Raw genomic sequence first — 24,943 nt, forward strand, 5'->3', positions numbered from 1 at the left:
GTCGGCGACCGAAGGGTCAGTGGCCGGCGGCGGCCGGCCTGTCCGCCCGCCCGGCGGTGCTCAGTCCTCGCCCTCCAGCTCGCCTTCCGTCTCCAGGAAGGCCTCGCGCAGGGCTGCCAGCGTCTCGGCGTCCGGCTTCTCCCACATGCCGCGGGATTCGGCCTCCAGGAGGCGTTCGGCGATGCCGTGCAGGGCCCAGGGGTTGGCCTCCTGGAGGAAGGCGCGGTTCTCGGGGTCCAGGACGTAGGTCTGCGCGAGCTTGTCGTACATCCAGTCGGCGACCACACCCGTGGTGGCGTCGTAGCCGAACAAGTAGTCCACGGTCGCGGCGAGTTCGAAGGCGCCCTTGTAGCCGTGGCGGCGCATCGCCTCGATCCAGCGGGGGTTGACCACCCGGGCGCGGAAGACCCGGGAGGTCTCCTCGACAAGGGTGCGGGTGCGGACCGTCTCGGGCCGGGTGGAGTCGCCGATGTACGCCTCGGGGGCCTTGCCCTTGAGCGCCTTGACGGTGGCGACCATGCCTCCGTGGTACTGGAAGTAGTCGTCGGAGTCGGCGATGTCGTGTTCGCGGGTGTCGGTGTTCTTGGCCGCGACCGCGATGCGCTTGTAGGCGGTCTCCATCTCGTCACGAGCCGGGCGGCCTTCCAGCCCACGGCCGTAGGCGTAGCCGCCCCACACGGTGTAGACCTCCGCGAGGTCGGCGTCCGTGCGCCAGTCGCGGGAGTCGATCAGCTGGAGCAGGCCCGCGCCGTAGGTCCCCGGCCGGGAGCCGAAGATGCGGGTGGTGGCGCGGCGTTCGTCGCCGTGCGCGGCGAGATCCGCCTGGGCGTGGGCCCGTACGAAGTTCTCGGAGGCGGGCTCGTCGAGGGAGGCGGCCAGCCGTACGGCGTCGTCCAGCAGGCCGATGACGTGCGGGAAGGCGTCCCGGAAGAAGCCCGAGATGCGCAGCGTGACGTCGATACGGGGGCGGCCCAGCTCGGTGAGCGCGATCGGCTCCAGGCCCGTGACACGGCGCGAGGCGTCGTCCCAGACGGGGCGGATGCCCAGCAGTGCGAGGGCCTCGGCCACGTCGTCGCCGCTCGTGCGCATCGCGCTGGTGCCCCACAGGGAGAGGCCGACGGACTGCGGCCATTCGCCGTTGTCGGTGCGGTAGCGCGTCAGGAGGGAGTCGGCGAGTGCCTGGCCGGTCTCCCAGGCGAGCCGGGAGGGGACGGCCTTGGGGTCGACGGAGTAGAAGTTGCGGCCCGTCGGCAGGACGTTGACCAGCCCGCGCAGCGGGGAGCCGGAGGGTCCGGCCGGGACGAAACCGCCGCTGAGCGCGTGGACGGCGTGGTCGATCTCGTCGGTGGTGGCGGCGAGGCGCGGCACGACCTGGCGGGCGGCGAAGTCGAGGATGGCGGCGACCGCGTCGGGGTGCCCGTCGGCGACACGGGCCACCGCGTCCGGGTCCCAGTCCGCGTCCTCCATCGCCTGGACCAGGGCGCGGGCCGTCTCCTCGGCCTCGTCGGCGGTCGTGCGCGTCGCGGCGGACTCGTCGAGGCCGAGCGCCTCGCGCAGACCGGGCAGGGCCTGTGTGCCGCCCCAGATCTGCCGGGCCCGCAGGATGGCGAGCACGAGATTGACCCGGGCCTCACCGGTGGGCGCGCCGCCCAGGACGTGCAGACCGTCGCGGATCTGGGCGTCCTTGACCTCGCACAGCCAGCCGTCGACATGCAGCAGGAAGTCGTCGAAACCCTCGTCGTCGGGGCGTTCGTCCATCCCCAGGTCGTGGTCGAGCTTGGCGGCCTGGATCAGCGTCCAGATCTGGGATCGGATCGCCGGCAGCTTGGCCGGGTCCATGGAGGAGATCGCCGCGTACTCGTCGAGGAGCTGCTCCAGGCGCGCGATGTCGCCGTAGGACTCGGCGCGGGCCATCGGCGGGACGAGGTGGTCGACGAGGGTGGCGTGGACCCGGCGCTTGGCCTGGGTGCCCTCCCCCGGGTCGTTGACCAGGAAGGGGTAGACGAGCGGGAGGTCGCCGAGCGCGGCGTCCGGGCCGCAGGCGGCGGACAGGCCCGCGTTCTTGCCGGGCAGCCACTCCAGGTTGCCGTGCTTGCCCAGATGGACCATGGCGTCGGCGCCGAAGCCGCCGTCCTCCTGGGAGGCCGCGATCCAGCGGTAGGCCGCCAAGTAGTGGTGCGAGGGAGGCAGATCGGGGTCGTGGTAGATCGCGATCGGGTTCTCGCCGAAGCCGCGCGGCGGCTGGATGAGGATGAGCAGATTGCCGCGGCGCAGTGCGGCCAGGACGATGTCGCCGTCGGGGTCGCGGCCCGGCTCGCCCGCGTGGCTGCGGTCGAGGAACATCTCGCCCGGAGCCGGCCCCCAGTGCTCCTCGACGGAGTCGCGCAGCTCCTGCGGCAGCGTGGCGTACCAGCGCCGGTAGTCCGCGGCCGGGATGCGGACCGGGTTGCGGGACAGCTGCTCCTCGGTGAGCCACTCCTGGTCGTGGCCGCCGGCCTCGATGAGGGCGTAGATCAGCTCGTCGCCGTCGCCGGATTCCAGGCCGGGTACGGGCTCGGCGGTCTCGTCGCCGAAGTCGTAGCCCTCCGCCCGGAGACGGCGCAGCAGAGCGACCGCGCTGGCCGGGGTGTCCAGGCCGACGGCGTTGCCGATGCGGGAGTGCTTGGTCGGGTACGCGGAGAGCACCAGCGCCAGGCGCTTGTCGCCGGCCGGGATGTGGCGCAGCCGGGCGTGGCGCACGGCGATGCCGGCGACCCGGGCGGCGCGCTCGGGATCGGCGACGTAGACCGGCAGGCCGTCCTCGTCGACCTCCTTGAAGGAGAACGGGACGGTGATCAGGCGCCCGTCGAACTCGGGGACGGCGATCTGGCTGGCGGCGTCCAGCGGCGACAGGCCCTCGTCGTTCTCCTCCCAGGCGCTGCGCGACCCGGTCAGGCACAGGGCTTGGAGGATCGGCACGTCGAGCGCGGCGAGCGCGCCCGCGTCCCAGGACTCGTCGTCGCCGCCGGCGGACGCCTCGGCGGGCTTGGTGCCGCCCGCGGCCAGGACGGTGGTGACGATCGCGTCGGCCGGGCGGAGGGCGTCGATCAGCTCCGGCTCGGGTGCGCGCAGCGAGGCGACGAAGAGCGGGCGGGCGCGGCCGCCGGCCGCCTCGATCTGCTCGCACAGGGTCCGTACGAAGGCGGTGTTGCCGCTCATGTGGTGGGCGCGGTAGTAGAGCACGGCGACCAGCGGGCCGCTGTCGTTGCGGCTCTCCCAGTCGAGGGGGCCCCAGCTGGGCGCGGCGGCCGGCGACTCGAAGCCGTGGCCGGTCAGCAGGACGGTGTCGGACAGGAAGCGGGCGAGCTGGTCGAGGTTGGCGGGGCCGCCGTGCGCGAGGTAGGCGTGCGCCTCGGCCGCGATGCCGACCGGGACCGTGGACTGCTCCATGAGCTGGGCGTCGGGGGCCTGTTCACCGGTGAGCACGACGACCGGCCGGTGCTGGTCCTCGGCGAGCAGCAGGTCCAGCCCCTCCTGCCAGGCGCGGATGCCGCCGAGGAGGCGTACGACGACGAGGTCGGTGCCCTCCAGCAGTGCGGGCAGCTCGGCCACGTCGAGGCGGGCGGGGTTGGCGAGACGGTACGGCACCGGGCCCGTGGCCGCGCGGGCGCTGAGCAGGTCGGTGTCGGAGGTCGACAGCAGCAGAAGCATGCGAGCGCAGGCCTTCCTCGGGGTGTCCGCGCCCCGGGTGGTCGTATGGACGGCGGGAGTTCCTGGCTCGCCCGGCACCTGCCGGGTTCACAGTGGCGGGACCGCGCCGGATTCTCACCGGGCTTCCTCCCTTGGGCCGTAGGCCCGGCGCCGTCGCTGGCGTCCGGTGGGCCAGCCGACCCACCGACCTGCATAGTAAGGGCTGCGGGCGGCCGAGGTAAGCGGGCCTGGGGGCCGGCCGTCGCGGACCGCCCCGCTCCGCCACGGACGGGTCCGCGGTCGTGTGCGTGGCCGGTCGGCGACCGGTCCGTGGCCGGATCCGCCCCGGATCGGCCGCCCGGCGTCGTGGGTATGCTCGCCGCCATGCCGCCCTCCCCCTCGATCCGGCCCCAGGGGTCCGAACCGCCCATACGGGACCGCGGTGACGCCTGCCCGGGGGCGCTGCGGCTGCACCCGGCGGCCGATGGACGGCTGGCCCGAGTGCGGGTACCCGCAGGCGACTTGACGGTGCGTCAGGCCGATGCGCTGGCCGACGCCGCGGACGCTCTCGGGGACGGCCGGCTCTCGCTGACGTCCCGGGGGAACGTGGAGCTGCGCGGGCTTGCCGAGGGCTGCGGCGGCCGGCTCGCCGGTCTGCTGCGCGAAGCCGGTCTGCTGCCCTCCGAGCACCACGAACGCATCCGCAACATCCTCGCCTCCCCGCTGGCCGGACTCGACCGGCACACCCCGGCTGACGTGCGGTTGTGGGCCCGTGACCTGGACTCTTCGCTCTGTGCGAGCCAATCCGCGACCGCGCTGTCCGGCCGTTTCCTCTTCGTCCTGGACGACGGACGCGGCGATGTGGCGGCGCTCGGCGGGGATGTGAGCTTGGTCGCAGAACCCCTCGCGGTGGCCGGACGGGCCGGCGCCGGCGCCGGTGGCACCGCGCTGCTGCGGGTCGGTGACGATCCGGCGGCGCTGCGGATCGCCCGCCCGGACGCACCGCGCGCCGCGCTCACCGCCGCCCTGGCCTTCCTGGACGCCGCCGCGGCGAGCGGCAGCGGCGCCTGGCGGATCCGCGAACTGCCGGACGGGCACGCGCTGACGGCCCGGCACGTCGCCGAGCGGCTACGGGCGGCGGGCATCTCGACGGAGCATGTGCCGGACAGGGCAGGGGCCCTGCGCTCGGTGACCGCGCACGCCGAGGGGTTCCCGGACTCCTCCGCCCCGGGAGTGGTCGAGGGCTCCGACGGCCGCCGCGCCCTGTGTGTCCTGGCCCCGCTGGGCCGGCTGAGCACCGCCCAGTGGCGCCTGCTCACCGCCATCGCCGCCCAGGACGGCACCGGCGCGCTGCGCCTGACGCCCTGGCGCGGCATCGTCCTGCCCGGTCTTCCGGCCGCCGCGGCCGCCGCCCGGTCGGCCGAGCTGTCCGCCGCCGGCCTGGTCACCGACCCGTCCTCCCCCTGGCACCGGCTCGGCGCGTGCACCGGCCGCCCCGGCTGCGCCAAGTCCCTTACGGACGTCCGCGCGGACGCCGCGGACGCGGTCGCCGCGGGCGCGCGGACGCCGGACGGCGGCCCGGCCGCCGGGGCGGGCGGGGCGCCCGTCCACTGGTCCGGCTGCGAGCGCCGCTGCGGCCACCCTCACGGCACCTGGGTCGACGTCCTGGCAACGGCGGACGGCTACCAGATATCGGTCGTACGGCCGGATGCACCACCAGCAACGCAAGAAACGAGGCCCCAGTGACCGCCTTCGACTACGAGAAGGACGGTGCGGCGATCTACCGCCAGTCCTTCGCCACGATCCGCGCCGAGGCGGACCTCACCGGGCTGCCCGCCGACGTCAGTCGGGTGGCGGTCCGGATGATCCACGCCTGCGGCATGGTCGACCTCGTACGCGATCTGGCGTTCACCCCCGACGTGGTGGCCAACGCCCGTAAGGCGCTGCGCGCCGGTGCGCCGATCCTGTGCGACGCCAACATGGTCGCCAGCGGCGTGACCCGCAAGCGGCTGCCGGCCGACAACGAGGTGCTGTGCACGCTCGCCGATCCGTCGGTGCCGGAGCTGGCCGCCCGGATGGGCACCACCCGCAGCGCCGCCGCGCTGGAGCTGTGGCGCGACCGCATGGAGGGCGCCGTGGTGGCCGTCGGCAACGCGCCCACCGCGCTCTTCCGCCTGCTCGAAATGATCGAGGAGGGGGCACCCCGCCCCGCCGCCGTCCTCGGCATACCCGTCGGCTTCATCGGCGCGGCGGAGTCCAAGGACGCACTGATCGCCCACCCGTCGAAGCTGGACCACATCGTGGTGCGCGGGCGCCGGGGCGGCAGCGCCATGGCCGCGGCCGCGATCAACGCCCTGGCAAGCGAGGAAGAGTAAGCGTGAGCGAGCAGCAGCTGACCGGTCGCCTCTACGGCGTGGGCCTCGGCCCCGGTGACCCGTCCCTGATGACCGTCCGTGCCGTCCAGGTCATCGCCGCGGCCGACGTCATCGCGTACCACAGCGCCCGGCACGGGCGCTCCATCGCACGCGCGATAGCCGCCGAGCACCTGCGCGCCGACCACATCGAGGAGGCGCTGGTCTACCCGGTCACCACCGAGTCCACCAACCATCCCGGCGGCTACCGCGGTGCGCTCGACGAGTTCTACGAGGAGGCCGCGGCCCGCCTGGCCGTGCACCTCGACGCCGGCCGCACGGTCGCCGTCATCTCCGAGGGCGACCCGCTCTTCTACGGCTCCTACCAGCACATGCACAAGCGGCTGGCGCACCGGTACCCGACCGAGGTGATCCCCGGGGTCACCTCGATCAGCGCCGCCGCGGCCCGCCTGGGCAAGCCGCTCGCCGAGGCCGACGAGGTCCTGACGATCCTGCCCGGCACGCTCCCGGAGGAGGAGCTGACCGCCCGCCTGGCCTCGACCGACACCGCGGTCGTCATGAAGCTGGGCCGCACCTTCCCCACCGTCCGCCGGGCGATGGAACGTTCCGGCCGCCTCGCCGAGGCCCACTACGTCGAGCGCGCCACCATGTCCGGCGAACGCACGGGCAAACTGGCCGACATCGACTCCGACACCGTCCCCTACTTCTCGGTCTCGGTCGTCGCCAGCCGCGTCGCGGAGCAGTCCTACCAGGCCCCCGAGGCGGCACCGGCCCCCGCCGCCGAGCCCTCCGGCCCCGGTGAGGTCGTGGTCGTCGGCACCGGCCCGGCCGGCCCCCTGTGGCTCACCCCGGAGTCCCGGGGCGCCCTCGCCGCCGCGCAGGACCTCGTCGGCTACACCACCTACCTCGACCGCGTCCCGGTACGTCCCGGCCAGCGCCGTCACGGCTCCGACAACAAGGTCGAGTCCGAACGCGCCGAACTCGCCCTCGACCTGGCCCGCCGCGGCCGGCGGGTGGCAGTGGTCTCCGGCGGCGACCCGGGCGTCTTCGCCATGGCCACCGCAGTCCTCGAAGTCGCCTCCCAGGACCCGTACCGCTCCGTGCCCGTACGCGTCCTGCCCGGCGTCACCGCCGCCAACGCGGCCGCCGCCCGCGCCGGGGCCCCGCTCGGCCACGACTACGCGGTCATCTCCCTCTCCGACCGCCTCAAGCCCTGGGAGGTCATCGCCGCCCGCCTCCGCGCCGCCGCGGGCGCCGACCTGGCCCTCGCCCTGTACAACCCCGGCTCCCGCAGCCGCACCTGGCAGGTCGCCAAGGCCCGCGAACTCCTCCTGGAACACCGCGCCCCGGACACCCCGGTCATCCTCGCCCGCGACATCGGCGGCCCCGAGGAGTCCGTCCGCACCGTCGCCCTCACCGACCTCGACCCCACCCAGGTCGACATGCGCACCCTCCTGATCATCGGCTCGTCCCAGACCCAGGTCGCGCGACGCGACGACGGGCGCGACGAGGACGTGGTGTGGACCCCGCGGAGGTATCCGGAGGAGTAGCCGGGTTGTGGCCCCGCCCCCGTAAGGGGCAGGGGCCACACGACGTCACTTGGACCAGTAGGGGTCGCGCAGGTCCGGCGCGTAGTCCGGTCCACCATTGGGCGCCTTGGGGAATTTGTCGCCTTCTTCTCCCTCGATGTCACCGCTGACCAAGTCAGCTTGGGCACCAGCGCCAGCAGAGATGGCGACATCTCCGAAGCCGGTCACCGAGAAGTTAACGGTACAACCATCCGACCTTTCGCCCATAATCGAGGGCTCACGGGGATTCAGAAGGGTAATCTTGAACCCCTCCCTCCTCCAATACTTGTCTACATCCGTGAGCAGCTCAGTGAGCTTCGCTTTCGATATCCTAGTACGCACATGGCGCTCCCTTCCAACACTCATTTCTCCATTTGCCGTATTCGTGAACGAATTCCTGCGCTCCGACATGTGGGCAGGCTCGTCACGCCATTGGAGCCGTGGGTGGACCGCCTTGAAAGTTCCGTCCAGAATTGAGTCAACCTGCTTGACGGCCTGCTTCACATTAATGGTTTGCTCGGGATCATCTCCACCCCAGATCGAGCAGCCACCAAGAAGCGTGGAACCCAGCACCACACTGACGGCCACCCGGGAAAGCACTTGTCGGCTCATCACCGTTACCGCCTTGCCTGGAAGGTAACCTTTTCCGGGTGACCGGCAACAATCGCACCCATGTTATTCAATGATCGAGGATCTCCCTTGTCGGCCTGATCAAAGTAGCCGGAATGTGAATCCTTCGTGTTTCCATCTGCGACACCGAATCGGATCCCACCGAACTCCTCGCTGGCCGGATCCTGACCGAAACGCAGCTCGTGCGGATCCGCGAGATGCGCAATGGCGGCGCCGGGGCCGAGTTCGTACGGCGACGGAGAATGAGTAACCGGGTCGTTCTCCGCCGCACCCACCCATACGTGGTCCGCACCCACGCCAAGCTGCTCAGCCCTCTGGGCGCCGGTGCCGGGACTGCCTACGAGGACGATGTCGTCCGCAGGGATTCCGCCTTCGCGCTGGGCGGCCTGCCCCACCGTGAACGAACCATAGCTGTGCCCAATGGCCGTCACATGTGGCCGTTCACCTTGATGAGTGGCCTGGATGCCGTCGAGGAACTGCCCGAAGGCCGCCCCACCCTTCTGGCCCCGCTCCGGGTCAGCAACCGAAAGGTCGCTCTCGGAGAACCTATCCGGGCCCATCTGCGGAGCGTCGTATCCGAGCCAAACGATTGAAGCGGTTTTGTGCTTCCCGCCATCAGCGGCGTTCGCCGACTTCCAGACGTCCATGGCGCGGTCGCCGTCGTCTTTCCCTACGTCCTTGAGCTGCGTGTTGAGCCCGGGCACGTAGGCAGCAACGTTGTCCGCCGTATCGGGATCGCCATACGACAGAATTGCCCTCCCCTGCCCCTCCGGCCCGATGCCCAGCAGAAGCGGTTCCGGCTCCTTTCCGGTGTCGCGCTCCAGGCGGGCCCTGATCATCTCGAAGCCCTGCCGTTGCCGCTGAACGGTCGGTGACACAGGCGTCCCCGGCGGGTACATCGCGATCAATCGGTCGAGGTTGACGCGATTAGCCTTGTCGCGAGCCTTCGCCGGGATTCCGTCGAGGTTTCCGATGACGCTCGGATTCAGCGCCATCTGTTCCTCCTGCTCCTCCTTACTCAGACCGTTCCACCAGTCCCGGACCTTTTTCGGGTCAGTTCCCTTCGCGGGAGCAGAAGCGAGCCCGACGGCCACTCCCGCAATCCTGGAGATGTCCGAGGCGTCCCGCTGCGACTCCAGGCCGTTCACGGCAAGCCCGCGGCCGACCCGGAGCCTCGCGAAAGCTTCTCCATAACGGCCGTCTATCTCCACAGCGCTCCGCAGGGCGTCGAATATGTGCTCCTCAAGCGTTTGCCGCTCCCGCTCCTTCTCAGGCACTCCCGCGTCCGGGTCTCCGGTGGGTATGTCCCCCTCATCGGCGTACATGACCTCACCGGTCGGAGCCACCCGGTACCCCCGCCGGGTGGCTTCGTCGATTGCCTGATGGAGCGCCTTCTGCTGCGCCCGGAGTTCAGTGATGGCCCCATCGAGCGTCGTCTGGATCAGTGCGCATTCCTCGCCGGCGAACTGCAAATTCTCGCTCAGCCTGCGCATGCGCTTCTGCGCGGCAGTTGCGGCCTCGCCCGACCAGGCATGAGCCAGCGGCCGGCGCATATGGACGTCCACGCGGTCGGTGTAGCCGCCGAGCCGATGGGCGATCTGCGCCCACTCGTCCTTGGCGCTCTCCAATGCGGAAAAGCGGAGGTTCTGAAGGTCTCGCACGGTCAGAGTCATGGGCCGTCACCCAAAGGGGCTGTCGTGGCGGGCAGCGCTCTGCATCGCCGGGCGGACGGAAACAGAGCTGCCGGCGGCAGGACGAGTGAACGCGTTGGCGGTTTCTTCGTCGTTCTTCTCGTAGTTGTCCGCAGACGACCGGAGCGAGCGGGCGATCTCACCGCTCTCTTTCCGGACATCATTGAGGCGTTCATGCCAAGATTTTTGGGTTCTCAGCAGATCTTGAACGAATGTGAAGCCCTCCGCCTGCCCAGGCACGGCCTGATGATGCGCGTTCAAACTACTCAGAGCAGTTCCGATGCCGCCTTGCATCTCTTCGCCATGGACGGCGCCAGCGCGTAACGCAGCCGGATCGACATTGGTGGTCGACATGATTCCCCCGATTCCCCGTTTTCTTCAGCCTTCTGGACCCAGCACCGGGGAGGGCACACACCAGCTCCCCCCAGGGCTGGACGACCTGTCACCATACGTGACGGGTCCGGGAGAACCCTTGCCGCAACGGCGCGCGATCCGGCCAACCTGTGTCTAGTTCGAAGTCGGCCCAAGACGGCCGGCCTTGACGGCGCGTATGAACGCCGACCAGGCCCCGGCCGGAAAGAGCAGCACCGGACCGGCGGGGTTCTTGCTGTCGCGGACGGGGACGGTGGTGGTGAGGTCATCGGCGATCTCGATGCAGTTGTCGGCTCCCCCATCGCTGAAGCTGCTCTTGCGCCATGCCACGCCAGCGTCCGCGACCTCGACACAGTTGTCGTCTCCGCCGTCGCTGTAGCTGCTCTTACGCCATGTCGCACCGGTCAGGTCGGGCGTCGTTTTCATGGCCTGCTCTCCTCTACCAACTGCCTGATCAGCGATAATGAGTTACGGGGCGTCAGCGCGGCATCCCGCAGGTGATCGTAAGACAGTCGGTAACGCTGCACTTCTTCCGGATCCTCGATCAGTTCACCCGACCCGTTGCCTTCCAGGTAGGCAACAGCACTGTCATCCGCCATCCACAGGAGCGCGAGCGGACTGCCCGACAATCGTTGTACCCCAGCAGAGAACGGAAGCACCTGAATCGTGATAGCCGGCGCTTCGGCGACATCCGCGATTCGATCCAGCTGAGCCCGCCAGACCTCGGCGTCGAGAACCGGACGCCGTAGAACCGACTCGTCGAGAATGAACCGCACGCTCGGCGACGGGTTGCGGTGCAGCAGTTCCTGTCTGCCCAAACGGGCCGCAACGTTCTCATCCAGCTCGTCAGGGCTTATGGGCGTCGGCCCCATCGACAACGCGAGCCGTGCGAAGGCTTCGGTCTGCAGCAGGCCAGGAACGATCAATGAGTACTTGTGGATGATCGTGGCCTTGGCCTCGTACCGCATGAACGCCCGATACCTGTCCTTGAACGCATCCAGCCGCGCCAGCCTCCACAGCCGCACCAGCAGTTCGCCCGTGCCGTACACCCGGTCCAGTGCCTCCATGACCGGCAGTTTGGAGAGGCGTTCGCCGGTCTCCAGGCGGTGGAGGTAGGTGCGGTCGTAGTTGGTCTCCTCGGCCAGTTGGGCCAGCGACCTGCCGGACGTCTCCCGTAACCGGCGGAGTTCGCAGGCGAGGACCCAGCGCGCGGAATCCTCGGTCTCGGAATTCTTTTCGACCATCTTCGAGTCCCTTGTTGCCCTTTCCCGCGACAACGCCGACTCCCTTTCGCGAGCGGCGCAGGAGCGACAACTCTAGGGCCATACAAGGCAATTGACAGCCCAGCCAGGACTCGAACGGAGAAGAGAAGGAATGGGAAATGTGGAGCGTGGCTCGGCGGCCGAGCGGGTCATGGACGCCGAGAAGGCACGGGACGAACTGCGGACGGCTCTGAAGGCGGCGGGGATCACCTTGCCGTCGCTGTCGCTCGACGGAGTCTCGCTGGCCGGGGACTTTCCGCGGCCGCTGGTGAGTCTGGGGCGCTGCACACCCGAACTCGCCCGACGGATCGCCGAGGCGCTGCGAAAGGGCGCGCCATGAAAGGCGAGGACGAGGCGACTGCGACGGCGGAATCCTCGCCGCCATATGACACGAATACGGAGGATGACCGGAAGGCGGCGGCCGACGGCGTTGCGCGGCGCCGCCGCACTGAATTGCAGGAGCGGGTCCGGGAAGCGAATCGGTTCAGTTCGCGGTGCCAGCCTCGTTGAGGTCGGTGAGGTCGGGGAAAAGGGTCCGCAGCCAGGTGGCTGCGCCCTCCGGGGTCGGTGTCTCCGGTACGCCTTGGGGGGTCGGCGGGCGGCGGACGAGGACGACGGGGATGCCGGCCTCTCGGGCGGCGGTCAGCTTGGGGGCCGTCGCCGCGGCGCCGCTGTCCTTCGTCACCAGGACGTCGATGCGGTGGGTGCGCAGCAGTTCGCGCTCGCCTTCCAGGGTGAAGGGGCCCCGGTCGAGCAGCACCGTCATACGGGGCGGGTGCGGGGGCTCGGGCGGGTCGACGGAGCGGACCAGGAACCACTGGTCGGTGAGGTGGGCGAAGGAGGACAGGCCCATGCGGCCGGTGGTGAGGAAGACGCGGGTGCCGAGGGCGGGGAGGGCGGCGGCCGCGTCGGCCAGGGAGGTGACCTGGTGCCAGGTGTCGCCGGGTCCGGGTACCCAGCCGGGGCGGCGGAGGGCCAGCAGGGGAACATGGGCGGTGACCGCGGCCAGGGCCGCGTGGTGACTGATCGTGCCGGCGAAAGGATGGGTGGCGTCGATGAGCGCGTCCACCGCGTGCTCGCGCAGCCAGCGGGCGAGGCCTTCGGGGCCGCCGAACCCGCCGATGCGGACCTCCCCGTCGGGCAGGCGGGGCGCGGCGACCCGGCCCGCGAGCGAGGTCGTCACGCGCAGGGCCGGCTTTGGTGCCAGGGTGGCGGCCAGGCGGCGGGCCTCCGTCGTACCGCCGAGGATCAGTACGTGGCGTGGCGGGCGGGCTGCGTCGGGCATGGGATGTGGGTTCCTCCGTGGCTGAAGAGCAAACGAAGGGTACGGGAGGCGGGCCGCGGGGAGCGGGCCCGGGCGAGGGCACGGCCGCGGGCGGGCGCAGCGCGCAGCTCGCCCACACCGGGCTGCGGCACGGCTGGACGACCGGGGCCTGTGCGACGGCGGCGAGCACGGCCGCGTACACGGCGCTGCTGAGCGGCGAGTTCCCCGACCCGGTGACGATCACCTTGCCGAAGGGGCAGACGCCGTCGTTCGCGCTGGCGGTGGAGGAGCTGGACGCCGGTGGCGGCAGCGCTCTGGCGGGTGTGGTGAAGGATGCGGGCGACGATCCGGATGTGACGCACGGTGCGTTGATCAGGGCCAGGGTGCGGGCCCTGCCGGCCGGGTCGGGGGTGCGCTTCAAGGCCGGTCCGGGGGTCGGGACGGTGACCCGGCCGGGGCTGCCCCTGGACGTCGGGGAGCCGGCGATCAACCCCGTGCCCCGGCAGATGATGCGGGAGCACCTGGCGGAGGTGGCGCGGCGGCACGGCGGTGCGGGGGCGGCGGCCGACGTCGAGGTGGAGGTGTCGGTCGACCACGGTGAGGAGATCGCGCGCAGCACCTGGAATCCGCGGCTGGGCATTCTGGGCGGGCTGTCGATCCTGGGGACCACCGGGATCGTGGTGCCGTACTCCTGCTCGGCGTGGATCGACTCCATCCGGCGCGGGGTGGACGTGGCGCGTGCGGCGGGTCGGACGCATGTGGCGGGGTGCACGGGGTCGACGTCGGAGAAGGTCGCCGTCGCGCTGCACCGCCTCCCCGAGGACGCGCTGCTGGACATGGGGGACTTCGCGGGCGCGGTGCTGAAGTACCTCCGGCGTCATCCGGTGGACCGGCTCACCATCTGCGGCGGGTTCGCCAAGCTGTCCAAACTGGCGGCGGGGCACCTGGATCTGCACTCGGCGCGGTCGCAGGTGGACAAGGGGTTCCTCGCGGAGCTGGCCCGGCGGGGCGGGGCGGACGCGGCGCTGGCGGCGGCGGTGGCCGAGGCCAACACCGGGCTGGCGGCGCTGCAGTTGTGCGCGGCGGCCGGCGTTCCACTGGGGGATCTGGTGGCGGCGGTGGCGCGGGACGAGGCGCTGGCCGTGCTGCGGGGCGCGCCGGTCGCGGTCGATGTGATCTGCATCGACCGGGCGGGGATGGTGGTGGGTCAGTCGGAGCCGCGGGGGCCGGGGGGCGGCGGCGGGCGAGGGTGATCCGTGGGCCGGTGAGGGCTTCCCCTCTGCCCTCACCGGCCGTTGCGGTCTCGGATGGTCTCCGGATGGCCTCGGATGGTCTCGGATCCGTCTACCGGCCGTTTCCGGGGCGCCGGCTCCCTATCTGCGGTACTCGGCGGTCCTGGCCGGTCCCTCGTTCGAGAAGGGCGGGTAGTTCACGCCGAGCCGCTCGTGCACGCAGGAGTTGTCCAATCCGGTCAGCGAACCCAGCGCCGTCCCGAGGGCGCAGGCGGTCAGCCGTAGCGGGCTGTCGCGCAGCTCGGGGTGCTCCTCGCGGCCGTCGTGCCGCTTGCCGTGGTGCTTGCGCTCCGGGTCGTCGTGCACCACGCGCGCCTGGTCGCCCGCCGGCGCGGCGGCGGCCTTCGGGCGGGCGTGGTGGGCGGTGTCGTCGGCGCCGGCGGAGGTGGTGGTGCCGAAGAGGGTCAGCAGGGCTGCGGCGGCCACCGATCCGGCGGCCAGTCTGGTGCGCATCGTGGCGTACTCCTTCGATTCGGGTAACGCGGGTTCCCGTAGGTGTGCACCGTGTCCCTACCGGCATCCGGAGGGCGGATAACGGATATTCACCCCGATGCGGTCATATGATCAGTCAGACGCCGCAGGGTCCGTGCGGCCGCTCCCGGTCCGCCGAGTACAGGTGGCTGTCGCGGAACTGCTCGGCGCCCAGGGTGCGGCCGACCATGATGACGGCGGTGCGGACCACGCCCGCGGCCTTCACCTGCTCGGCGATGTCGGACAGCGTGCCCCGCAGGACGAGTTCGTCGGGCCGGGAGGCCATGGCGACGACGGCGGCCGGGCAGTCGGCGCCGTAGTGCGGCAGGAGCTCGGCGACGACCCGGTCGACGTACATCGCGGCCAGGTGCAGCACCAGCAGTGCCCCGCTGCGGCCCAGGGTGGCCAGGCCCTCGCCCTCGGGCATGGGGGTGGCGCGCTGGGCGACGCGGGTGAGGATGACGGTCTGGCCGACGGTGGGCACGGTCAGTTCGCGCTTGAGGGCGGCGGCCGCGGCGGCGAACGCGGGGACGCCCGGCACCACGTCGTAGGGCACTCCGGCCGCGTCCAGTCGGCGCATCTGCTCGGCGACCGCGCTGAAGACGGACGGGTCGCCGGAGTGCAGCCGGGCCACGTCGTGGCCCTCCTCATGGGCGCGGACCATCTCGGCGGTGATGGTGTCGAGGTCCAGCTGCGCGGTGTCGACGAGCCGGGCGCCGGGCGGGCACTCGGCGAGCAGCTCCCGCGGCACCAGGCTGCCGGCGTAGAGGCAGACCTGGCAGGAGGCGAGCGTACGGGCGCCGCGCACGGTGATCAGGTCGGCGGCGCCGGGACCCGCGCCGATGAAGTGGACGGTCATGGTGGGTGGACTCCTGGGGGAGGACGGGCACAGGGCGGACGAGAGCGGAACGGGGGCGAGGGGGCGGGGCTGCCCGGCCGGCCGGGTCGGGGCGGTGGGCCGCGGGGCTCGGCCGCCGCCTTACGTCAGCCGCGCCGGAGGCATCACGGCTGCTGCCCCGCCGCGGGTTTGACGGCCGCCCACTGCGTGACCGGCATCGCCTGCCGCCAGCCGGTGAAGCCGCCGACCGGCACCGCGTGGGAGACCGCGAGGCGGATCAGGTCGCCGCCGTGCCGCCGGTACCACTCGGTGAGCAGCGCCTCGGACTCCAGCGTCACGGTGTTCGCGACGATCCGGCCGCCCGGGGGCAGCGCCTCCCAGCAGGCGGCCAGCAGGCCGGGGGCGGTCAGGCCGCCGCCGACGAACACCGCGTCCGGCGTCGGCAGGCCCGCCAGCGCGGCGGGCGCGGCGCCGGGCACGACGCGCAGCGCCGGTACGCCGAGGGCGCCCGCGTTGCGGCCGATCCGCTCGGCCCGTACCGGGTCGCGCTCGACGCTGACGGCGCGACAGCCACGGTGCGCCCGCAGCCATTCGATGGCGATGGAGCCGGAGCCGCCGCCGATGTCCCACAGCAGTTCGCCGGGGGCGGGGGCCAGCGCGGCGAGCGTGGCGGCGCGAACATGGCGCTTGGTCAGCTGGCCGTCGTGCTCGTAGGCGGTGTCGGGCAGGCCCGGGACGGTGGCCAGGGCCGGGGTGCCGGGCGCGCGGACGCAGTCGAGGGCGATGACGTTGAGCGGGTCGGTGGGCGGCGCGTCCCAGTCGGCGGCCACCCCCCGCACCATCCGCTCGCGCTCACCGCCGAGTTGCTCCAGTACGCGCATCCGGGTCGGGCCGAATCCGCGGGCCCGCAGCAGGGCGGCGACCTCGGCGGGGGTGCCGGCGCCGGCGGACAGCACCAGCAGGCGGTGGCCGTCGTACAGCGCGCGGGCCAGGTTGTCGGTGGGCCGTCCGACGAGCGTGACGACCTCGGTGTCCTCGACCGGCCAGCCGAGGCGTGCACAGGCGTGGGAGACGGCGGAGGGGTGCGGCAGGACGCGGAGCCGAGGCCGCGTGGCGGGCGGGCGGTGGCCGTCGGGCGCGACGGCGCCGCCCGTCTCCTGCTCCTCCGGCGCTTCCCGCGCTTCCCGCGCCTCCTGCTCCGCCAGCACCTCGGTCAGCGTCCGCCCGATCCCGTAGAACATCGGGTCGCCGCTGGCCAGCACGCACACCCGGCGTCCGGCGTGCGCGGCGAGCAGCCCCGGGACGGCGGGGCGCAGCGGCGAGGGCCACGGGACGCGCTCGCCCGGGACGTGCGCGGGCAGCAGCGCCAGCTGGCGGGCGCCGCCGATCAGCACCTCGGCCGTGCGCAGGGCCTCCTGGGAGGCGGCGGGCAGTCCGTCCCAGCCGTCGGCTCCGATGCCGACGACGCAGAGGGGTTCAGGAGCGGCCGGGGCGGGTGGTGCGGGGCTCACTGCCGATTACCTCTTACCTCGGACGGGGGTGGGTGACGGGAGCCGAACTCTACTGACCGGTCGGGTGGGGCCGGCGACCGGGGACGGCCCCGCGGCCGCGGCGACCGGAGAGTCGGCCTCCATTTGAGCACTGCGGCACCGGCCCCTTCGCACCGCTCTGACCAGGCACGATCGGCCGTTCGACGGTAATGACAACGGTCACCGGTGCAGCCTTTGGATCTTTCGCGGAAGTGCGGTTTGCTTCGCCATCAGGAGCCAGGAAGGAGCGCGCCCATGACCGAGCACGCCCACAGCCACGGGCACGGCCACAGCCACGGGGTCTCACCGGACGCCGACCGGCGCTGGCTGCGCGCCGCCCTCGCCCTGCTCACCGCGTACATGGCGGTCGAGGTCGTCATCGGCGTGGTGGCGCAGTCGCTGGCGCTGATCTCCGACGCCGCCCACATGCTCACCGACGCGGTCTCGATCGTGCTGGCGCTGATCGCGATGCGGCTGTCCGCGCGGCCGGCCCGCGGCGGCTACACCTACGGGCTCAAGCGCGCCGAGATCCTCTCCGCGCAGGCCAACGGCATCACGTTGCTGCTGCTGTCGGTCTGGCTGGCCTACGAGGCGGTCCAGCGGCTGATCTCGCCGCCCGACGTGACCGGCGGGCTGGTGCTGGTCACCGCGCTGTCCGGGATCGTGGTGAATCTGATCTGCGCCTGGCTGCTGTCCAGGGCCAACCGCTCCAGCCTGAACGTCGAGGGCGCCTACCAGCACATCCTCACCGACCTGTTCGGGTTCGTGGCCACCGCCGTCTCCGGCCTGGTCGTGCTGCTGACGGGCTTCGCCCAGGCCGACGCGATCGCCACGCTGGTGGTCGTCGCGCTGATGCTGCGGGCCGGTACGGGGCTGGTGCGGGAGTCCGGGCGGATCTTCATGGAGGCCGCGCCGGCCGGGATCGACCCGGACGCGCTGGGCGACCACCTGGTCGCCGAGGACGAGGTCGTCGAGGTCCACGATCTGCACATCTGGCTGATCACCTCCGGGCATCCCGCGCTCTCGGCGCACATCCTGGTGGCCCCGGGCGGCGACTGCCACAAGGTCCGCCGGAACCTTCAGGAACTGCTGAGCGGGGAGTACGGCATCACCCACGCCACGCTCCAGGTCGACCACGTCGGCGAGCAGGGCGACGCCGACGAGGTGCTGACGCTGGGGCCGCGCCCCGGTCCCGGGGCCGCCCCGGAGCCCGCCGCCGACCACTGCGAGAACGCGCACGGCCCGGTGCACCGGCCGGGACCGCACCGGCACTGAGCGCCGGGCCGCCGGGGGGGACCGGCCCGCCGCCGCCTCCGCCGGGCGCCGCCCCTCGGGTGAACCCGGCCCCGGCCAGGGGCCGCGTGCCACCGGTGGCGGGCGCCGCGGTGCTCGGATGACGGCATGAGAACCGCCGTTGTCTGCGCGCTGCTGTGCGCCGCCACCGCCCCCGGCCCGATCGCCGCCGTACCCGCCCCGCAGGCACCGCCCCCCGTCTCGGTGTCGGTCGCGGTGACCGACGGCGCCGACGACAGCGAGACCGGCAGACGGCTCGAATACCGCGTCACCGTGCACAACCTGGGCGCCGACCAGGTCCACGGGGCCCGGGTCGAACAGCGGATGCCGGCCACCACGACCTCCGCCACCGCACCCGCCGGCACCGTCCAGGGCCACGGGACGGGCGGCCGGAAGGTCACCTGGCGCGCCGATCTGCCCGCGCACGACGTCCAGGTCTTCACCGCCACCGCCGTACTCGGCGACCGCCCTGACCGCACCACCACCGCCGCCCCCGGCACCCTGCGCGCCGCCGCCACGGCCTGCGTCTACGTGGGCGGCTCCTACGCCCCGGTGGCCTGCTCGGGCGACCTCGACGACCTGCCGCAGACGGGCCCGGCGGGCGACGGCAACGACGGCTGGGGATGGTGGGCGGTGGCCGCCGCGGCCGCGGCGCTGCTGGTGCCCGGGGTGGTGCGGACCGTGCGCCGGCGGCGGGCGGCGACGGCCCCGCGCTGAGCCGGGTCCCCGCGCCGGGTCACCCGTTGGCACCGGCCCCGCTCGCGAGCGACAGCCCTACGGACTTGCCTGGAAGGTGGCCGTACGGCAGGGCTCACGGGAGGACGACGCGATGTCAGCGAGGGGCCCGGCGTCGGCACGGGGCCTGGCCGGCGGGGTGCTGCTGCTGGTCGGTGCGCTGCTGCTGCCGCTCGGGCTGGCCGCCACCTGGGCACGCGCCGAACTGACCGAGACCGACAGCTATGTGGAGACGGTCGCGCCGCTGGCCGGCGACGCGGCCGTACAGCAGGCCGTCGTCGACGACGTCACGGACGGGGTGATGGCGCGCATCCAGCTCGACGGTCTGCTCAAGGGGCTGCTCAGAGCCGTACCGCGCGCGGAACGTCCGGCCGTGCGCCGCCACTTCACCCACGGCATCCGGGAATCGGTCGCCAAACAGGTGCGCCAGGTCGTCACCGGCAGCGGATTCCCCGCCATGTGGAACGGGGTGCACCGGACCGCCCACCGGTCCCTGGACGGCACCCTGGCCGCCCCCGGCAATGCGGCGGTCACCCTCGACCTCACCCCTGTCCTGGAGCGGGTCAAACGCCAGCTGTCCGACAACGGCTCGGGCATGGGGGTGGACTTCGTCCGCCGGGTGCCGCGCTCCGGCGTGGAGGTGGTGCTGCTGGAGGCCGCGTACGTACCCCGGGTCCGGGCCGTCTACGACGTCGTCCGGCACGGGGCGCTGCTGCTGCCGCCGGCCGCGACGCTGTGCCTGATGGGCGGGCTGCTGCTGGCGCGGCACCGGCGGCGGGCGCTGATCTGCGCCGGGGCGGGCTGCGCGGCGGCCGCCGCCCTGCTGGCCGTGGCGCTCGCACTGCTCCGCGGCCGCACCCTGGACGCGCTGCCCGCCATGGTCTCCCGGCCCGCCGCGGACGCGTACGCCGATGCGCTGACCGGTCCGCTGCGGACCGGCGTCTGGCTGGTCGTCGGCGCGGGAACGCTGACCGCGGTGCTGGCCGCGGCGGGGCCGCCGGCGGTCCGGGCCTGGCGCGCACGGCGCGGCGCCGGTCCCGGCTGAGGGCCGGTCAGATCGCCAGGACCGTCTTGCCCTGCGCCCGGCCGGTGCGGCTGGCCGCCAGCGCCTCCGGGGCCTCTTCCAGGGAGACCTCGCGGCCCACGAGGACGGTCAGGCGGCCCGCGTCGACATGGCCGGCCAGGATCTCCAGGAGCTGCGGGGAGGGCCGGTTGACGAAGTTGAAGCCGCGCAGGTTGTGCTCGGTCAGCTCGTCGGCGTCCGCCGAGCCGATCAGCGAGACGGCCGTGCCCCCGTCGCGCACGGTCCGGGTCAGCTCGCCGAACTCCGCGGGACCGCTGATCATGTCGATCAGCACGTCCACCCCGTCCGGATGCGCGGCCAGGACCTGGTCGGCGAGCGGGCCGGCGGTGTGGTCGACGGTCTCCGCCGCGCCCAGGTTGCGCATCAGCTCCGCCATGGCCGGGCGGGCGGTGGCGATCACCTCGGCGCCGCGGCCGGCCGCGAGCTGGGTGGTGAAGGTGCCGACGCCGCCGGTCGCGCCGACGATCAGCACGCGCTTGCCGTCGCCGATCCGGGTCTCCTCGACCAGGTTGTACGCGGTCATGCCGGCCGTCGGCAGCGCCGCGGAGGTCGCGTAGGTGACGCTGCGGGCGGCGTGCGCGATGCGCTCCTCGTCGGCGATGGCCAGTTCGCAGTACGAGCCCCCGCCCTGCTCCGGGCGCTGGAACTGGCCGAACACCGCGTCGCCGACGGTGAACCGCCGTACGCCGGTGCCGATCGCGAGCACCTCGCCCGCCCCGTCCGTCCCCAGGACCAGGGGGAAGGAGGCCGGGACGGCATCCCCGAACATCCCGTCGGCGAGCTTCCAGTCGATGGGGTTGAGTCCGGCGGCGGACAGCCGCACCAGGACCTCACCGGGCCCTGGATCGGGCTGCGGCAACTCCATGAGCTGCGGCTGTTCGCCGAATGCGCTGACTGCTACGGCTCTCATCGTGGCGTTCCCTTCCACCCTTCCGACCGGTGGCCGAAGTGGATCGTAAGCACGCCGGTGCGGCCGGATGCGGCAGGAGCAGAGGCGGTGCGGCGGAAGCAACTCGTACGGCCCCCCGGGGCGGGCGGAAAGTCGCCCCCGCCCCGGGGGCGCGACGGCGGACCCGGCCATGCCCCGTCGGACGGGCCCTAGACCGCCTGCAGTGCGAGCGTCGGTGACAGCCGTGCCGCCCGTACCGCCGGGTAGAGGCCCGCGACCGTGCCGATCACCAGCGTCGCGCCGAAGCCGCCGCCGACCGCCCAGGCGGGGACCACCCAGGGCATCCCGCCCGACGCCGCGAAGACGTAGGTGGCGGCGGAGCCCAGGACGATGCCGGCGAGGCCGCCGAGTCCCGACAGCAGCAGTGACTCGGTGACGAACTGGAGCCGGATCTGACCGCGGGTGGCGCCCATGGAGCGGCGCAGCCCGATCTCGTGACGGCGTTCCAGCACCGAAATGATCATGGTGTTGGCGACGCCGACACCGCCGACGAGCAGCGCCACACCGCCCAGTCCGAGCAGCAGGTCGGTGAACGCGCCCTCGGTGGCCGCCTTGGCCTGGAGGGCCGACGACGGGTCGGTGACCTCGATGTTGCGCGGGTTCTCGGGGTCGACGGTCTGCGCGATGAGGTCGCGTACGTCGTGCACGGACGCGTCGGTGGAGCGCTCGTAGACCGCGGTGGGGTGGCCGTCGAAGGAGAGCAGCTCCGTCGCGGCCGCCCAGCCGACGAGGGCGGAGCGCTCGATCTCGGGGGCCAGCGGAAGCGGGTCGAGGATGCCGAGGACGGTGAAGTAGCGGCCTCCTATGGAGACCTGCTGGGAGGGGTGGGTGACGCCGAGCCGCTGGGCGGCGACATGGCCGAGGACGACGGCCGGGTAGCGGCCGTTGGCGGCGTTGAGCCAGGTGCCGGACGCCATGGTGCCGCGCAGCGTGCCGAGCAGCCCCTCGTCGGCGGCCTTGACGGTGATGCCGCCGGTCTCCTCCTCGGGGATCTTCTCGCTGCGCCGTACCGAGGAGCTCAGATCGCCGGTGGCGCCGACCCGCTCGACGCCCGCGATCCGCCCCACCATCCCGGGCGCGCGCTTGGGTAGCTTCACCTCCCCGCCGAACATGTCCTGGCCGGGCGTGGCGACCAGCATGTTCGTCCCCAACGCGTCCAGTTTCGCCAGGAGCTGGGCCTTGCTGGAGGCGGAGATGCCGACCACCGCGATCATCGTGGCGATGCCGAGGGCGATGCCGAGGGCGGAGAGCACCACCCGCAGGGGGCGGGTGCGCAGCCCGGCCGAGCCGACGTGCAGGACGTCGCGCGGTCCCAGGGCGGCGGGGGAGAGCCGGGTGGGCCCGGTGCCCCGTCGCCCGGCTCGTGCGCCGGATCGTCCGGGCGCCCGGCTCATCGGGTCACGCTCCGCGCCTGGGCTGCCGCGCCCCGCCGGTCGGCGACCACCCGGCCGTCCCGTATCCGTACCTGCCGGGGCAGGCCCGCGGCGATCTCGCTGTCGTGGGTGATGACGGCGATGGTGGCGCCCTCCTCGTTGAGGTCGTGCAGCAGCCCGAGCACCGCCTCGCCGGAGGCGGAGTCCAGGGCGCCGGTGGGTTCGTCGGCCAGCAGCAGATCCGGCTCGCCCACCACCGCGCGGGCGATCGCCACCCGCTGCTTCTGTCCGCCCGACAGCTCGTGCGGGCGGTGCGTCATCCGGTCCGCGAGCCCCACCCGGGCCAGCGCGTCGGCCGCCCGCCGGCGGCGTACGGCGCGCGGCAGCCCGGAGTAGAGCAGTCCCTCGGCGACGTTGTCCCGGGCGCTGATGCCGGGCACGAGGTGGAAGGACTGGAAGACGAAGCCGATGTGCCGGCTGCGCAGTGCGGAGAGCCGCCGGTCGCCGAGCGTGGCGATGTTGTGCCCGGCGAGGGTGACCGTGCCGGCCGTGGGGCGGTCCAGGGTGCCGATGATGTGCAGCAGCGTGGACTTGCCGGAGCCGGACGGGCCGACGATGGCCAGCAGCTCGGCGCGCGCCACCCGCAGGTCCACCCCGCGCAGCGCGGCGACGCCGCCCGGGTACTCCTTGGTGACGCCCGCCAGTTCGACGACGTGGTCGGCGGGTCCGTCCGGGCCGCGCAGGCCGTCGCGGGGTTCGGTGGTGAGGGTCATGCCTTCGGCACCCCGACCTTCATGCCCGGCTTCAGCCGGCCGCCGGTGATCTCGACCCGGCCCTGCCCGAACATGCCCAGCTTCACCGGTACTTCCCGCACCCGGCCGCCCTCGACGACCTGCACCCCGAAGCCGCCGCCGGGCAGCGCAAGCAGCGCGCCGACCGGCACCGTCAGGGCGTCCTCGCGCACCTCGCCGACGACGTCGACGGTGACCGGCGACCGGTCGAAGGCGGTGCGGCCCCCGGGGTCGGTGAAGGTGACCCGGGCGGTGATCTTGGGGGTCCTGCTCTGCGGGTCGGTGCCCTCCTCGGTGACGGTCCGGTCGACGGAGTCGACCCTGCCCGCGGCGGTCCGGCCGTCCGGCAGGTTCACCGTCACCTTCGTACCGGGCCGGGCCAGATCGGCCTGGGCGACATCGAGCTTGACCTGGACCTCGCGGGTGGAGCCGGTGGCGGTCAGCACCGGGCGGCCGGGCGCGGCCGGATCACCGACCGCCGCCTCCTTCTTGTCGACCCGCACCGCGCCCGGCTGGAAGGAGATCTGGTCCGGGCCGGTGGTGCCGGTCCGCTTCAGGCCGTGCGCCTTCTGCCAGCGCTTGACCGCGTCGGTGGTGCCCGCGGTGAACTCCTCGTCGACGGCGAGCCGGTCGCCGTAGCCGAGGGCGCGCAGATTCTCCTTGAGCTGGCGGACGTCTTGGCCCTCGTCGCCCTGCTTGAGCTGCCGGTACATCGGCTTGGGGCCGTACATCAGCCGCACCTGGTGGCCGTCGACCTCATAGAGCGCGCCGTCCCGCCGCACCGTGGAGCCGCCGGCCGGCAGCCAGGTCAGGGTGCCGGACGCACCGGCGTTGACCTTGCGCTCCTTGGCGTAGCCGAGGGTGCCGTCGACCTGGGTGCTGCTGCTGAGGTCCTGCCGCCGGACGGTGTCGGTGGCCGGCGGCAGGCCCTCGCCCGACGCCCGGCGCCCGGTGTCCGCGCGGCCGGTGACGGTACCCAGGGCCACGCCGCCGCCGGCCAGCAGCGCGGCGACGACCAGCGCGGGGACGAGGTACGTGGTGCGGCGGCCGCGGCGCGCGGGTCCCGGGGCACCAGCGGGGCGGCCGCCCGCTTCGGGCTCAGCCATTCTTGCCACCGCACGCCGCGTTGGCCTTCTCGAACTTCTTCTGCTGGTCCGGGGGGATGCGCTGCGCCTGCTGCATCCCGTCGCCGCCGAACTTCGGGTCCGGCATGTTGAAGCCGTGCTGCCGCATACAGCGGGCGAACCTCAGCATCTTGTCCTTGTCGGCCTGGCTCGGGCCGTTCGCACCGGCCTGCGGGCCGCCTTCCTGACAGGCCTTGAACGCCTTCTTCATCTTCTCCGGATCGCTCTTGCCGCCGCCGACGACCAGGCTGCGTGGGTCCTGGCCCGGCTTGGGCTCCTGGACCTGTACGCCGTGCTCGCGCAGGCACTGGCGGTGCTTGTAGGCCGCGTCCGCCTCCTTGCCCCTGCCGCTCGCGTCGGAGCCGCCCTTGTCCTTCGCCCCGCCGCCGTCGTCGCCGGAGCAGGCCGTGGCGAACAGGGCCAGGCCGGCCATCAGGGCCGCCGCCGCGAGGGACGTACGCCGCTGCCCGGCTGATGGACGCGTACTGCGCTGCCGCATGGTGTTCCTCCTGGGATTCCTCGGCACACGGGAGGTGCCCGACGCGGCAGAGGCTGGCAGCGGGCCGCCTTTCGTTTCTCTAACCGCTCGGCGGCGTCCGGCTCCAGCGTGGTGAATTCCCTGGTCCGGGGCGTTGC

At 72.8% G+C, this 24,943-nt stretch carries 23 protein-coding genes and 1 riboswitch; of the genes, 8 read left to right on the forward strand and 15 right to left on the reverse strand.

Translation table 11 applies throughout. The features are described 5' to 3' along the window. Window positions 1-60 precede the first annotated feature (60 nt). Window positions 61-3,690 (reverse strand): cobaltochelatase subunit CobN, encoded by a 3,630-nt coding sequence (gene cobN, locus ACFWZH_RS00830; RefSeq protein ID WP_384424115.1) that lies wholly within the window; start codon window positions 3,688-3,690, stop codon window positions 61-63. A 44-nt stretch (window positions 3,691-3,734) separates the two neighbouring features. Next, window positions 3,735-3,845, reverse strand: a riboswitch (cobalamin riboswitch). A 208-nt stretch (window positions 3,846-4,053) separates the two neighbouring features. Between cobN and cobG the strand changes: the two genes are divergently transcribed. Genes cobG through ACFWZH_RS00845 form a run of 3 tightly spaced genes read left to right on the forward strand, consistent with a single transcriptional unit; the run spans window position 4,054 to window position 7,591 of the window. Beyond that, window positions 4,054-5,415, forward strand: a complete 1,362-nt coding sequence (gene cobG, locus ACFWZH_RS00835) for a precorrin-3B synthase (protein WP_384424116.1) — start codon at window positions 4,054-4,056, stop codon at window positions 5,413-5,415. Then, window positions 5,412-6,044: a precorrin-8X methylmutase gene (locus ACFWZH_RS00840; protein ID WP_384424117.1), complete on the forward strand. Its 633-nt coding sequence runs from the start codon at window positions 5,412-5,414 to the stop codon at window positions 6,042-6,044. The genes cobG and ACFWZH_RS00840 overlap by 4 nt, the downstream gene beginning before the upstream one ends. 2 nt (window positions 6,045-6,046) lie before the next feature. Then, on the forward strand, window positions 6,047-7,591 hold the full coding sequence (locus tag ACFWZH_RS00845) for a precorrin-2 C(20)-methyltransferase (RefSeq protein ID WP_384424118.1): 1,545 nt from the start codon (window positions 6,047-6,049) through the stop codon (window positions 7,589-7,591). 45 nt (window positions 7,592-7,636) lie between these two features. On the opposite strand, the gene ACFWZH_RS00850 is transcribed toward ACFWZH_RS00845, so the two are convergent. From ACFWZH_RS00850 to ACFWZH_RS00870, 5 genes are all read right to left on the reverse strand, one after another. Beyond that, window positions 7,637-8,221 (reverse strand): hypothetical protein, encoded by a 585-nt coding sequence (locus tag ACFWZH_RS00850; protein ID WP_384424119.1) that lies wholly within the window; start codon window positions 8,219-8,221, stop codon window positions 7,637-7,639. 5 nt (window positions 8,222-8,226) lie between these two features. After that, the gene (locus ACFWZH_RS00855) at window positions 8,227-9,912 is read right to left on the reverse strand and encodes an alpha/beta hydrolase (protein WP_384424120.1); all 1,686 of its coding nucleotides are present in this window, start codon (window positions 9,910-9,912) and stop codon (window positions 8,227-8,229) included. Between the two features lie 6 nt (window positions 9,913-9,918). After that, window positions 9,919-10,284: a type VII secretion target gene (locus ACFWZH_RS00860; protein ID WP_384424121.1), complete on the reverse strand. Its 366-nt coding sequence runs from the start codon at window positions 10,282-10,284 to the stop codon at window positions 9,919-9,921. Window positions 10,285-10,437: 153 nt separating this feature from the next. Further along, complete coding sequence (locus ACFWZH_RS00865) at window positions 10,438-10,728, reverse strand: DUF397 domain-containing protein (protein WP_384424122.1); 291 nt, start codon at window positions 10,726-10,728, stop codon at window positions 10,438-10,440. Beyond that, entirely contained in the window at window positions 10,725-11,546 is an 822-nt protein-coding gene (locus tag ACFWZH_RS00870) for a helix-turn-helix domain-containing protein (protein ID WP_384424123.1), read from the reverse strand. Before ACFWZH_RS00870 ends, ACFWZH_RS00865 begins: the two co-directional genes overlap by 4 nt. A 130-nt stretch (window positions 11,547-11,676) precedes the next feature. On the opposite strand from ACFWZH_RS00870, the gene ACFWZH_RS00875 reads away from it, so the two are divergent. Further along, window positions 11,677-11,904 carry a hypothetical protein gene (locus ACFWZH_RS00875; RefSeq protein WP_384424124.1) on the forward strand — a complete coding sequence of 76 codons (228 nt, stop codon included), beginning with the start codon at window positions 11,677-11,679 and terminating at the stop codon, window positions 11,902-11,904. A 144-nt stretch (window positions 11,905-12,048) separates the two neighbouring features. Here the strand turns inward: ACFWZH_RS00875 and ACFWZH_RS00880 are convergent, their stop codons facing one another. Next, window positions 12,049-12,849, reverse strand: a complete 801-nt coding sequence (locus ACFWZH_RS00880) for a cobalt-precorrin-6A reductase (protein ID WP_384424125.1) — start codon at window positions 12,847-12,849, stop codon at window positions 12,049-12,051. 17 nt (window positions 12,850-12,866) lie between these two features. Here ACFWZH_RS00880 and ACFWZH_RS00885 point away from each other — a divergent pair, with 17 nt between their 5' ends. Beyond that, window positions 12,867-14,081 carry a cobalt-precorrin-5B (C(1))-methyltransferase gene (locus ACFWZH_RS00885; RefSeq protein ID WP_384424126.1) on the forward strand — a complete coding sequence of 405 codons (1,215 nt, stop codon included), beginning with the start codon at window positions 12,867-12,869 and terminating at the stop codon, window positions 14,079-14,081. Between the two features lie 120 nt (window positions 14,082-14,201). Here the strand turns inward: ACFWZH_RS00885 and ACFWZH_RS00890 are convergent, their stop codons facing one another. From ACFWZH_RS00890 to cbiT, 3 genes are all read right to left on the reverse strand, one after another. After that, entirely contained in the window at window positions 14,202-14,573 is a 372-nt protein-coding gene (locus tag ACFWZH_RS00890) for a hypothetical protein (protein ID WP_384424127.1), read from the reverse strand. A gap of 115 nt (window positions 14,574-14,688) precedes the next feature. Further along, window positions 14,689-15,450, reverse strand: coding sequence for a precorrin-4 C(11)-methyltransferase (gene cobM, locus ACFWZH_RS00895; RefSeq protein ID WP_384424128.1), 762 nt, complete (start codon window positions 15,448-15,450; stop codon window positions 14,689-14,691). Window positions 15,451-15,593: 143 nt separating this feature from the next. Further along, a complete protein-coding gene (gene cbiT / locus ACFWZH_RS00900; RefSeq protein ID WP_384424129.1) occupies window positions 15,594-16,940 on the reverse strand; it encodes a precorrin-6Y C5,15-methyltransferase (decarboxylating) subunit CbiT in 1,347 nt (448 codons plus the stop codon). Between the two features lie 273 nt (window positions 16,941-17,213). Here cbiT and ACFWZH_RS00905 point away from each other — a divergent pair, with 273 nt between their 5' ends. The 3 genes from ACFWZH_RS00905 (at window position 17,214) to ACFWZH_RS00915 (ending at window position 20,031) form a co-directional block, all read left to right on the forward strand. After that, the gene (locus ACFWZH_RS00905) at window positions 17,214-18,233 is read left to right on the forward strand and encodes a cation diffusion facilitator family transporter (RefSeq protein ID WP_384424130.1); all 1,020 of its coding nucleotides are present in this window, start codon (window positions 17,214-17,216) and stop codon (window positions 18,231-18,233) included. A gap of 126 nt (window positions 18,234-18,359) precedes the next feature. After that, window positions 18,360-18,968 (forward strand): hypothetical protein, encoded by a 609-nt coding sequence (locus ACFWZH_RS00910; protein ID WP_384424131.1) that lies wholly within the window; start codon window positions 18,360-18,362, stop codon window positions 18,966-18,968. 112 nt (window positions 18,969-19,080) lie between these two features. Continuing rightward, entirely contained in the window at window positions 19,081-20,031 is a 951-nt protein-coding gene (locus ACFWZH_RS00915) for a hypothetical protein (protein WP_384424132.1), read from the forward strand. A gap of 7 nt (window positions 20,032-20,038) precedes the next feature. Here ACFWZH_RS00915 and ACFWZH_RS00920 read toward each other — a convergent pair whose 3' ends face one another. From ACFWZH_RS00920 to ACFWZH_RS00940, 5 genes are all read right to left on the reverse strand, one after another. Next, complete coding sequence (locus ACFWZH_RS00920; RefSeq protein WP_384424133.1) at window positions 20,039-20,980, reverse strand: NADP-dependent oxidoreductase; 942 nt, start codon at window positions 20,978-20,980, stop codon at window positions 20,039-20,041. A 188-nt stretch (window positions 20,981-21,168) separates the two neighbouring features. Beyond that, the gene (locus ACFWZH_RS00925) at window positions 21,169-22,413 is read right to left on the reverse strand and encodes an ABC transporter permease (protein ID WP_384424134.1); all 1,245 of its coding nucleotides are present in this window, start codon (window positions 22,411-22,413) and stop codon (window positions 21,169-21,171) included. Continuing rightward, window positions 22,410-23,165, reverse strand: a complete 756-nt coding sequence (locus ACFWZH_RS00930) for an ABC transporter ATP-binding protein (RefSeq protein ID WP_384424135.1) — start codon at window positions 23,163-23,165, stop codon at window positions 22,410-22,412. The genes ACFWZH_RS00925 and ACFWZH_RS00930 overlap by 4 nt, the downstream gene beginning before the upstream one ends. Further along, a complete protein-coding gene (locus tag ACFWZH_RS00935) occupies window positions 23,162-24,289 on the reverse strand; it encodes an efflux RND transporter periplasmic adaptor subunit (protein ID WP_384424136.1) in 1,128 nt (375 codons plus the stop codon). The genes ACFWZH_RS00930 and ACFWZH_RS00935 overlap by 4 nt, the downstream gene beginning before the upstream one ends. Continuing rightward, a complete protein-coding gene (locus ACFWZH_RS00940; RefSeq protein ID WP_384424137.1) occupies window positions 24,282-24,806 on the reverse strand; it encodes a hypothetical protein in 525 nt (174 codons plus the stop codon). Before ACFWZH_RS00940 ends, ACFWZH_RS00935 begins: the two co-directional genes overlap by 8 nt. Between the last annotated feature and the right edge of the window lie 137 nt (window positions 24,807-24,943).

The sequence above is a fragment of the Streptomyces sp. NPDC059008 genome, from assembly GCF_042749045.1.
Lineage (GTDB): Bacteria > Actinomycetota > Actinomycetes > Streptomycetales > Streptomycetaceae > Streptomyces.

Excerpts from the sequence above, each read along its gene's own strand:
- cobM (WP_384424128.1), bottom strand. The coding sequence starts at position 15,450 with ATGACCGTCCACTTCATCGGCGCGGGTCCCGGCGCCGCCGACCTGATC.
- ACFWZH_RS00880 (WP_384424125.1), bottom strand. The coding sequence starts at position 12,849 with ATGCCCGACGCAGCCCGCCCGCCACGCCACGTACTGATCCTCGGCGGT.
- ACFWZH_RS00875 (WP_384424124.1), top strand. The coding sequence starts at position 11,677 with ATGGGAAATGTGGAGCGTGGCTCGGCGGCCGAGCGGGTCATGGACGCC.
- ACFWZH_RS00910 (WP_384424131.1), top strand. The coding sequence starts at position 18,360 with ATGAGAACCGCCGTTGTCTGCGCGCTGCTGTGCGCCGCCACCGCCCCC.
- ACFWZH_RS00850 (WP_384424119.1), bottom strand. The coding sequence starts at position 8,221 with ATGAGCCGACAAGTGCTTTCCCGGGTGGCCGTCAGTGTGGTGCTGGGT.
- ACFWZH_RS00930 (WP_384424135.1), bottom strand. The coding sequence starts at position 23,165 with ATGACCCTCACCACCGAACCCCGCGACGGCCTGCGCGGCCCGGACGGA.
- ACFWZH_RS00940 (WP_384424137.1), bottom strand. The coding sequence starts at position 24,806 with ATGCGGCAGCGCAGTACGCGTCCATCAGCCGGGCAGCGGCGTACGTCC.
- ACFWZH_RS00865 (WP_384424122.1), bottom strand. The coding sequence starts at position 10,728 with ATGAAAACGACGCCCGACCTGACCGGTGCGACATGGCGTAAGAGCAGC.
- ACFWZH_RS00870 (WP_384424123.1), bottom strand. The coding sequence starts at position 11,546 with ATGGTCGAAAAGAATTCCGAGACCGAGGATTCCGCGCGCTGGGTCCTC.
- ACFWZH_RS00915 (WP_384424132.1), top strand. The coding sequence starts at position 19,081 with ATGTCAGCGAGGGGCCCGGCGTCGGCACGGGGCCTGGCCGGCGGGGTG.
- ACFWZH_RS00860 (WP_384424121.1), bottom strand. The coding sequence starts at position 10,284 with ATGTCGACCACCAATGTCGATCCGGCTGCGTTACGCGCTGGCGCCGTC.
- ACFWZH_RS00905 (WP_384424130.1), top strand. The coding sequence starts at position 17,214 with ATGACCGAGCACGCCCACAGCCACGGGCACGGCCACAGCCACGGGGTC.
- ACFWZH_RS00925 (WP_384424134.1), bottom strand. The coding sequence starts at position 22,413 with ATGAGCCGGGCGCCCGGACGATCCGGCGCACGAGCCGGGCGACGGGGC.
- ACFWZH_RS00935 (WP_384424136.1), bottom strand. The coding sequence starts at position 24,289 with ATGGCTGAGCCCGAAGCGGGCGGCCGCCCCGCTGGTGCCCCGGGACCC.
- ACFWZH_RS00920 (WP_384424133.1), bottom strand. The coding sequence starts at position 20,980 with ATGAGAGCCGTAGCAGTCAGCGCATTCGGCGAACAGCCGCAGCTCATG.
- ACFWZH_RS00855 (WP_384424120.1), bottom strand. The coding sequence starts at position 9,912 with ATGACTCTGACCGTGCGAGACCTTCAGAACCTCCGCTTTTCCGCATTG.
- cobG (WP_384424116.1), top strand. The coding sequence starts at position 4,054 with ATGCCGCCCTCCCCCTCGATCCGGCCCCAGGGGTCCGAACCGCCCATA.
- cobN (WP_384424115.1), bottom strand. The coding sequence starts at position 3,690 with ATGCTTCTGCTGCTGTCGACCTCCGACACCGACCTGCTCAGCGCCCGC.
- ACFWZH_RS00890 (WP_384424127.1), bottom strand. The coding sequence starts at position 14,573 with ATGCGCACCAGACTGGCCGCCGGATCGGTGGCCGCCGCAGCCCTGCTG.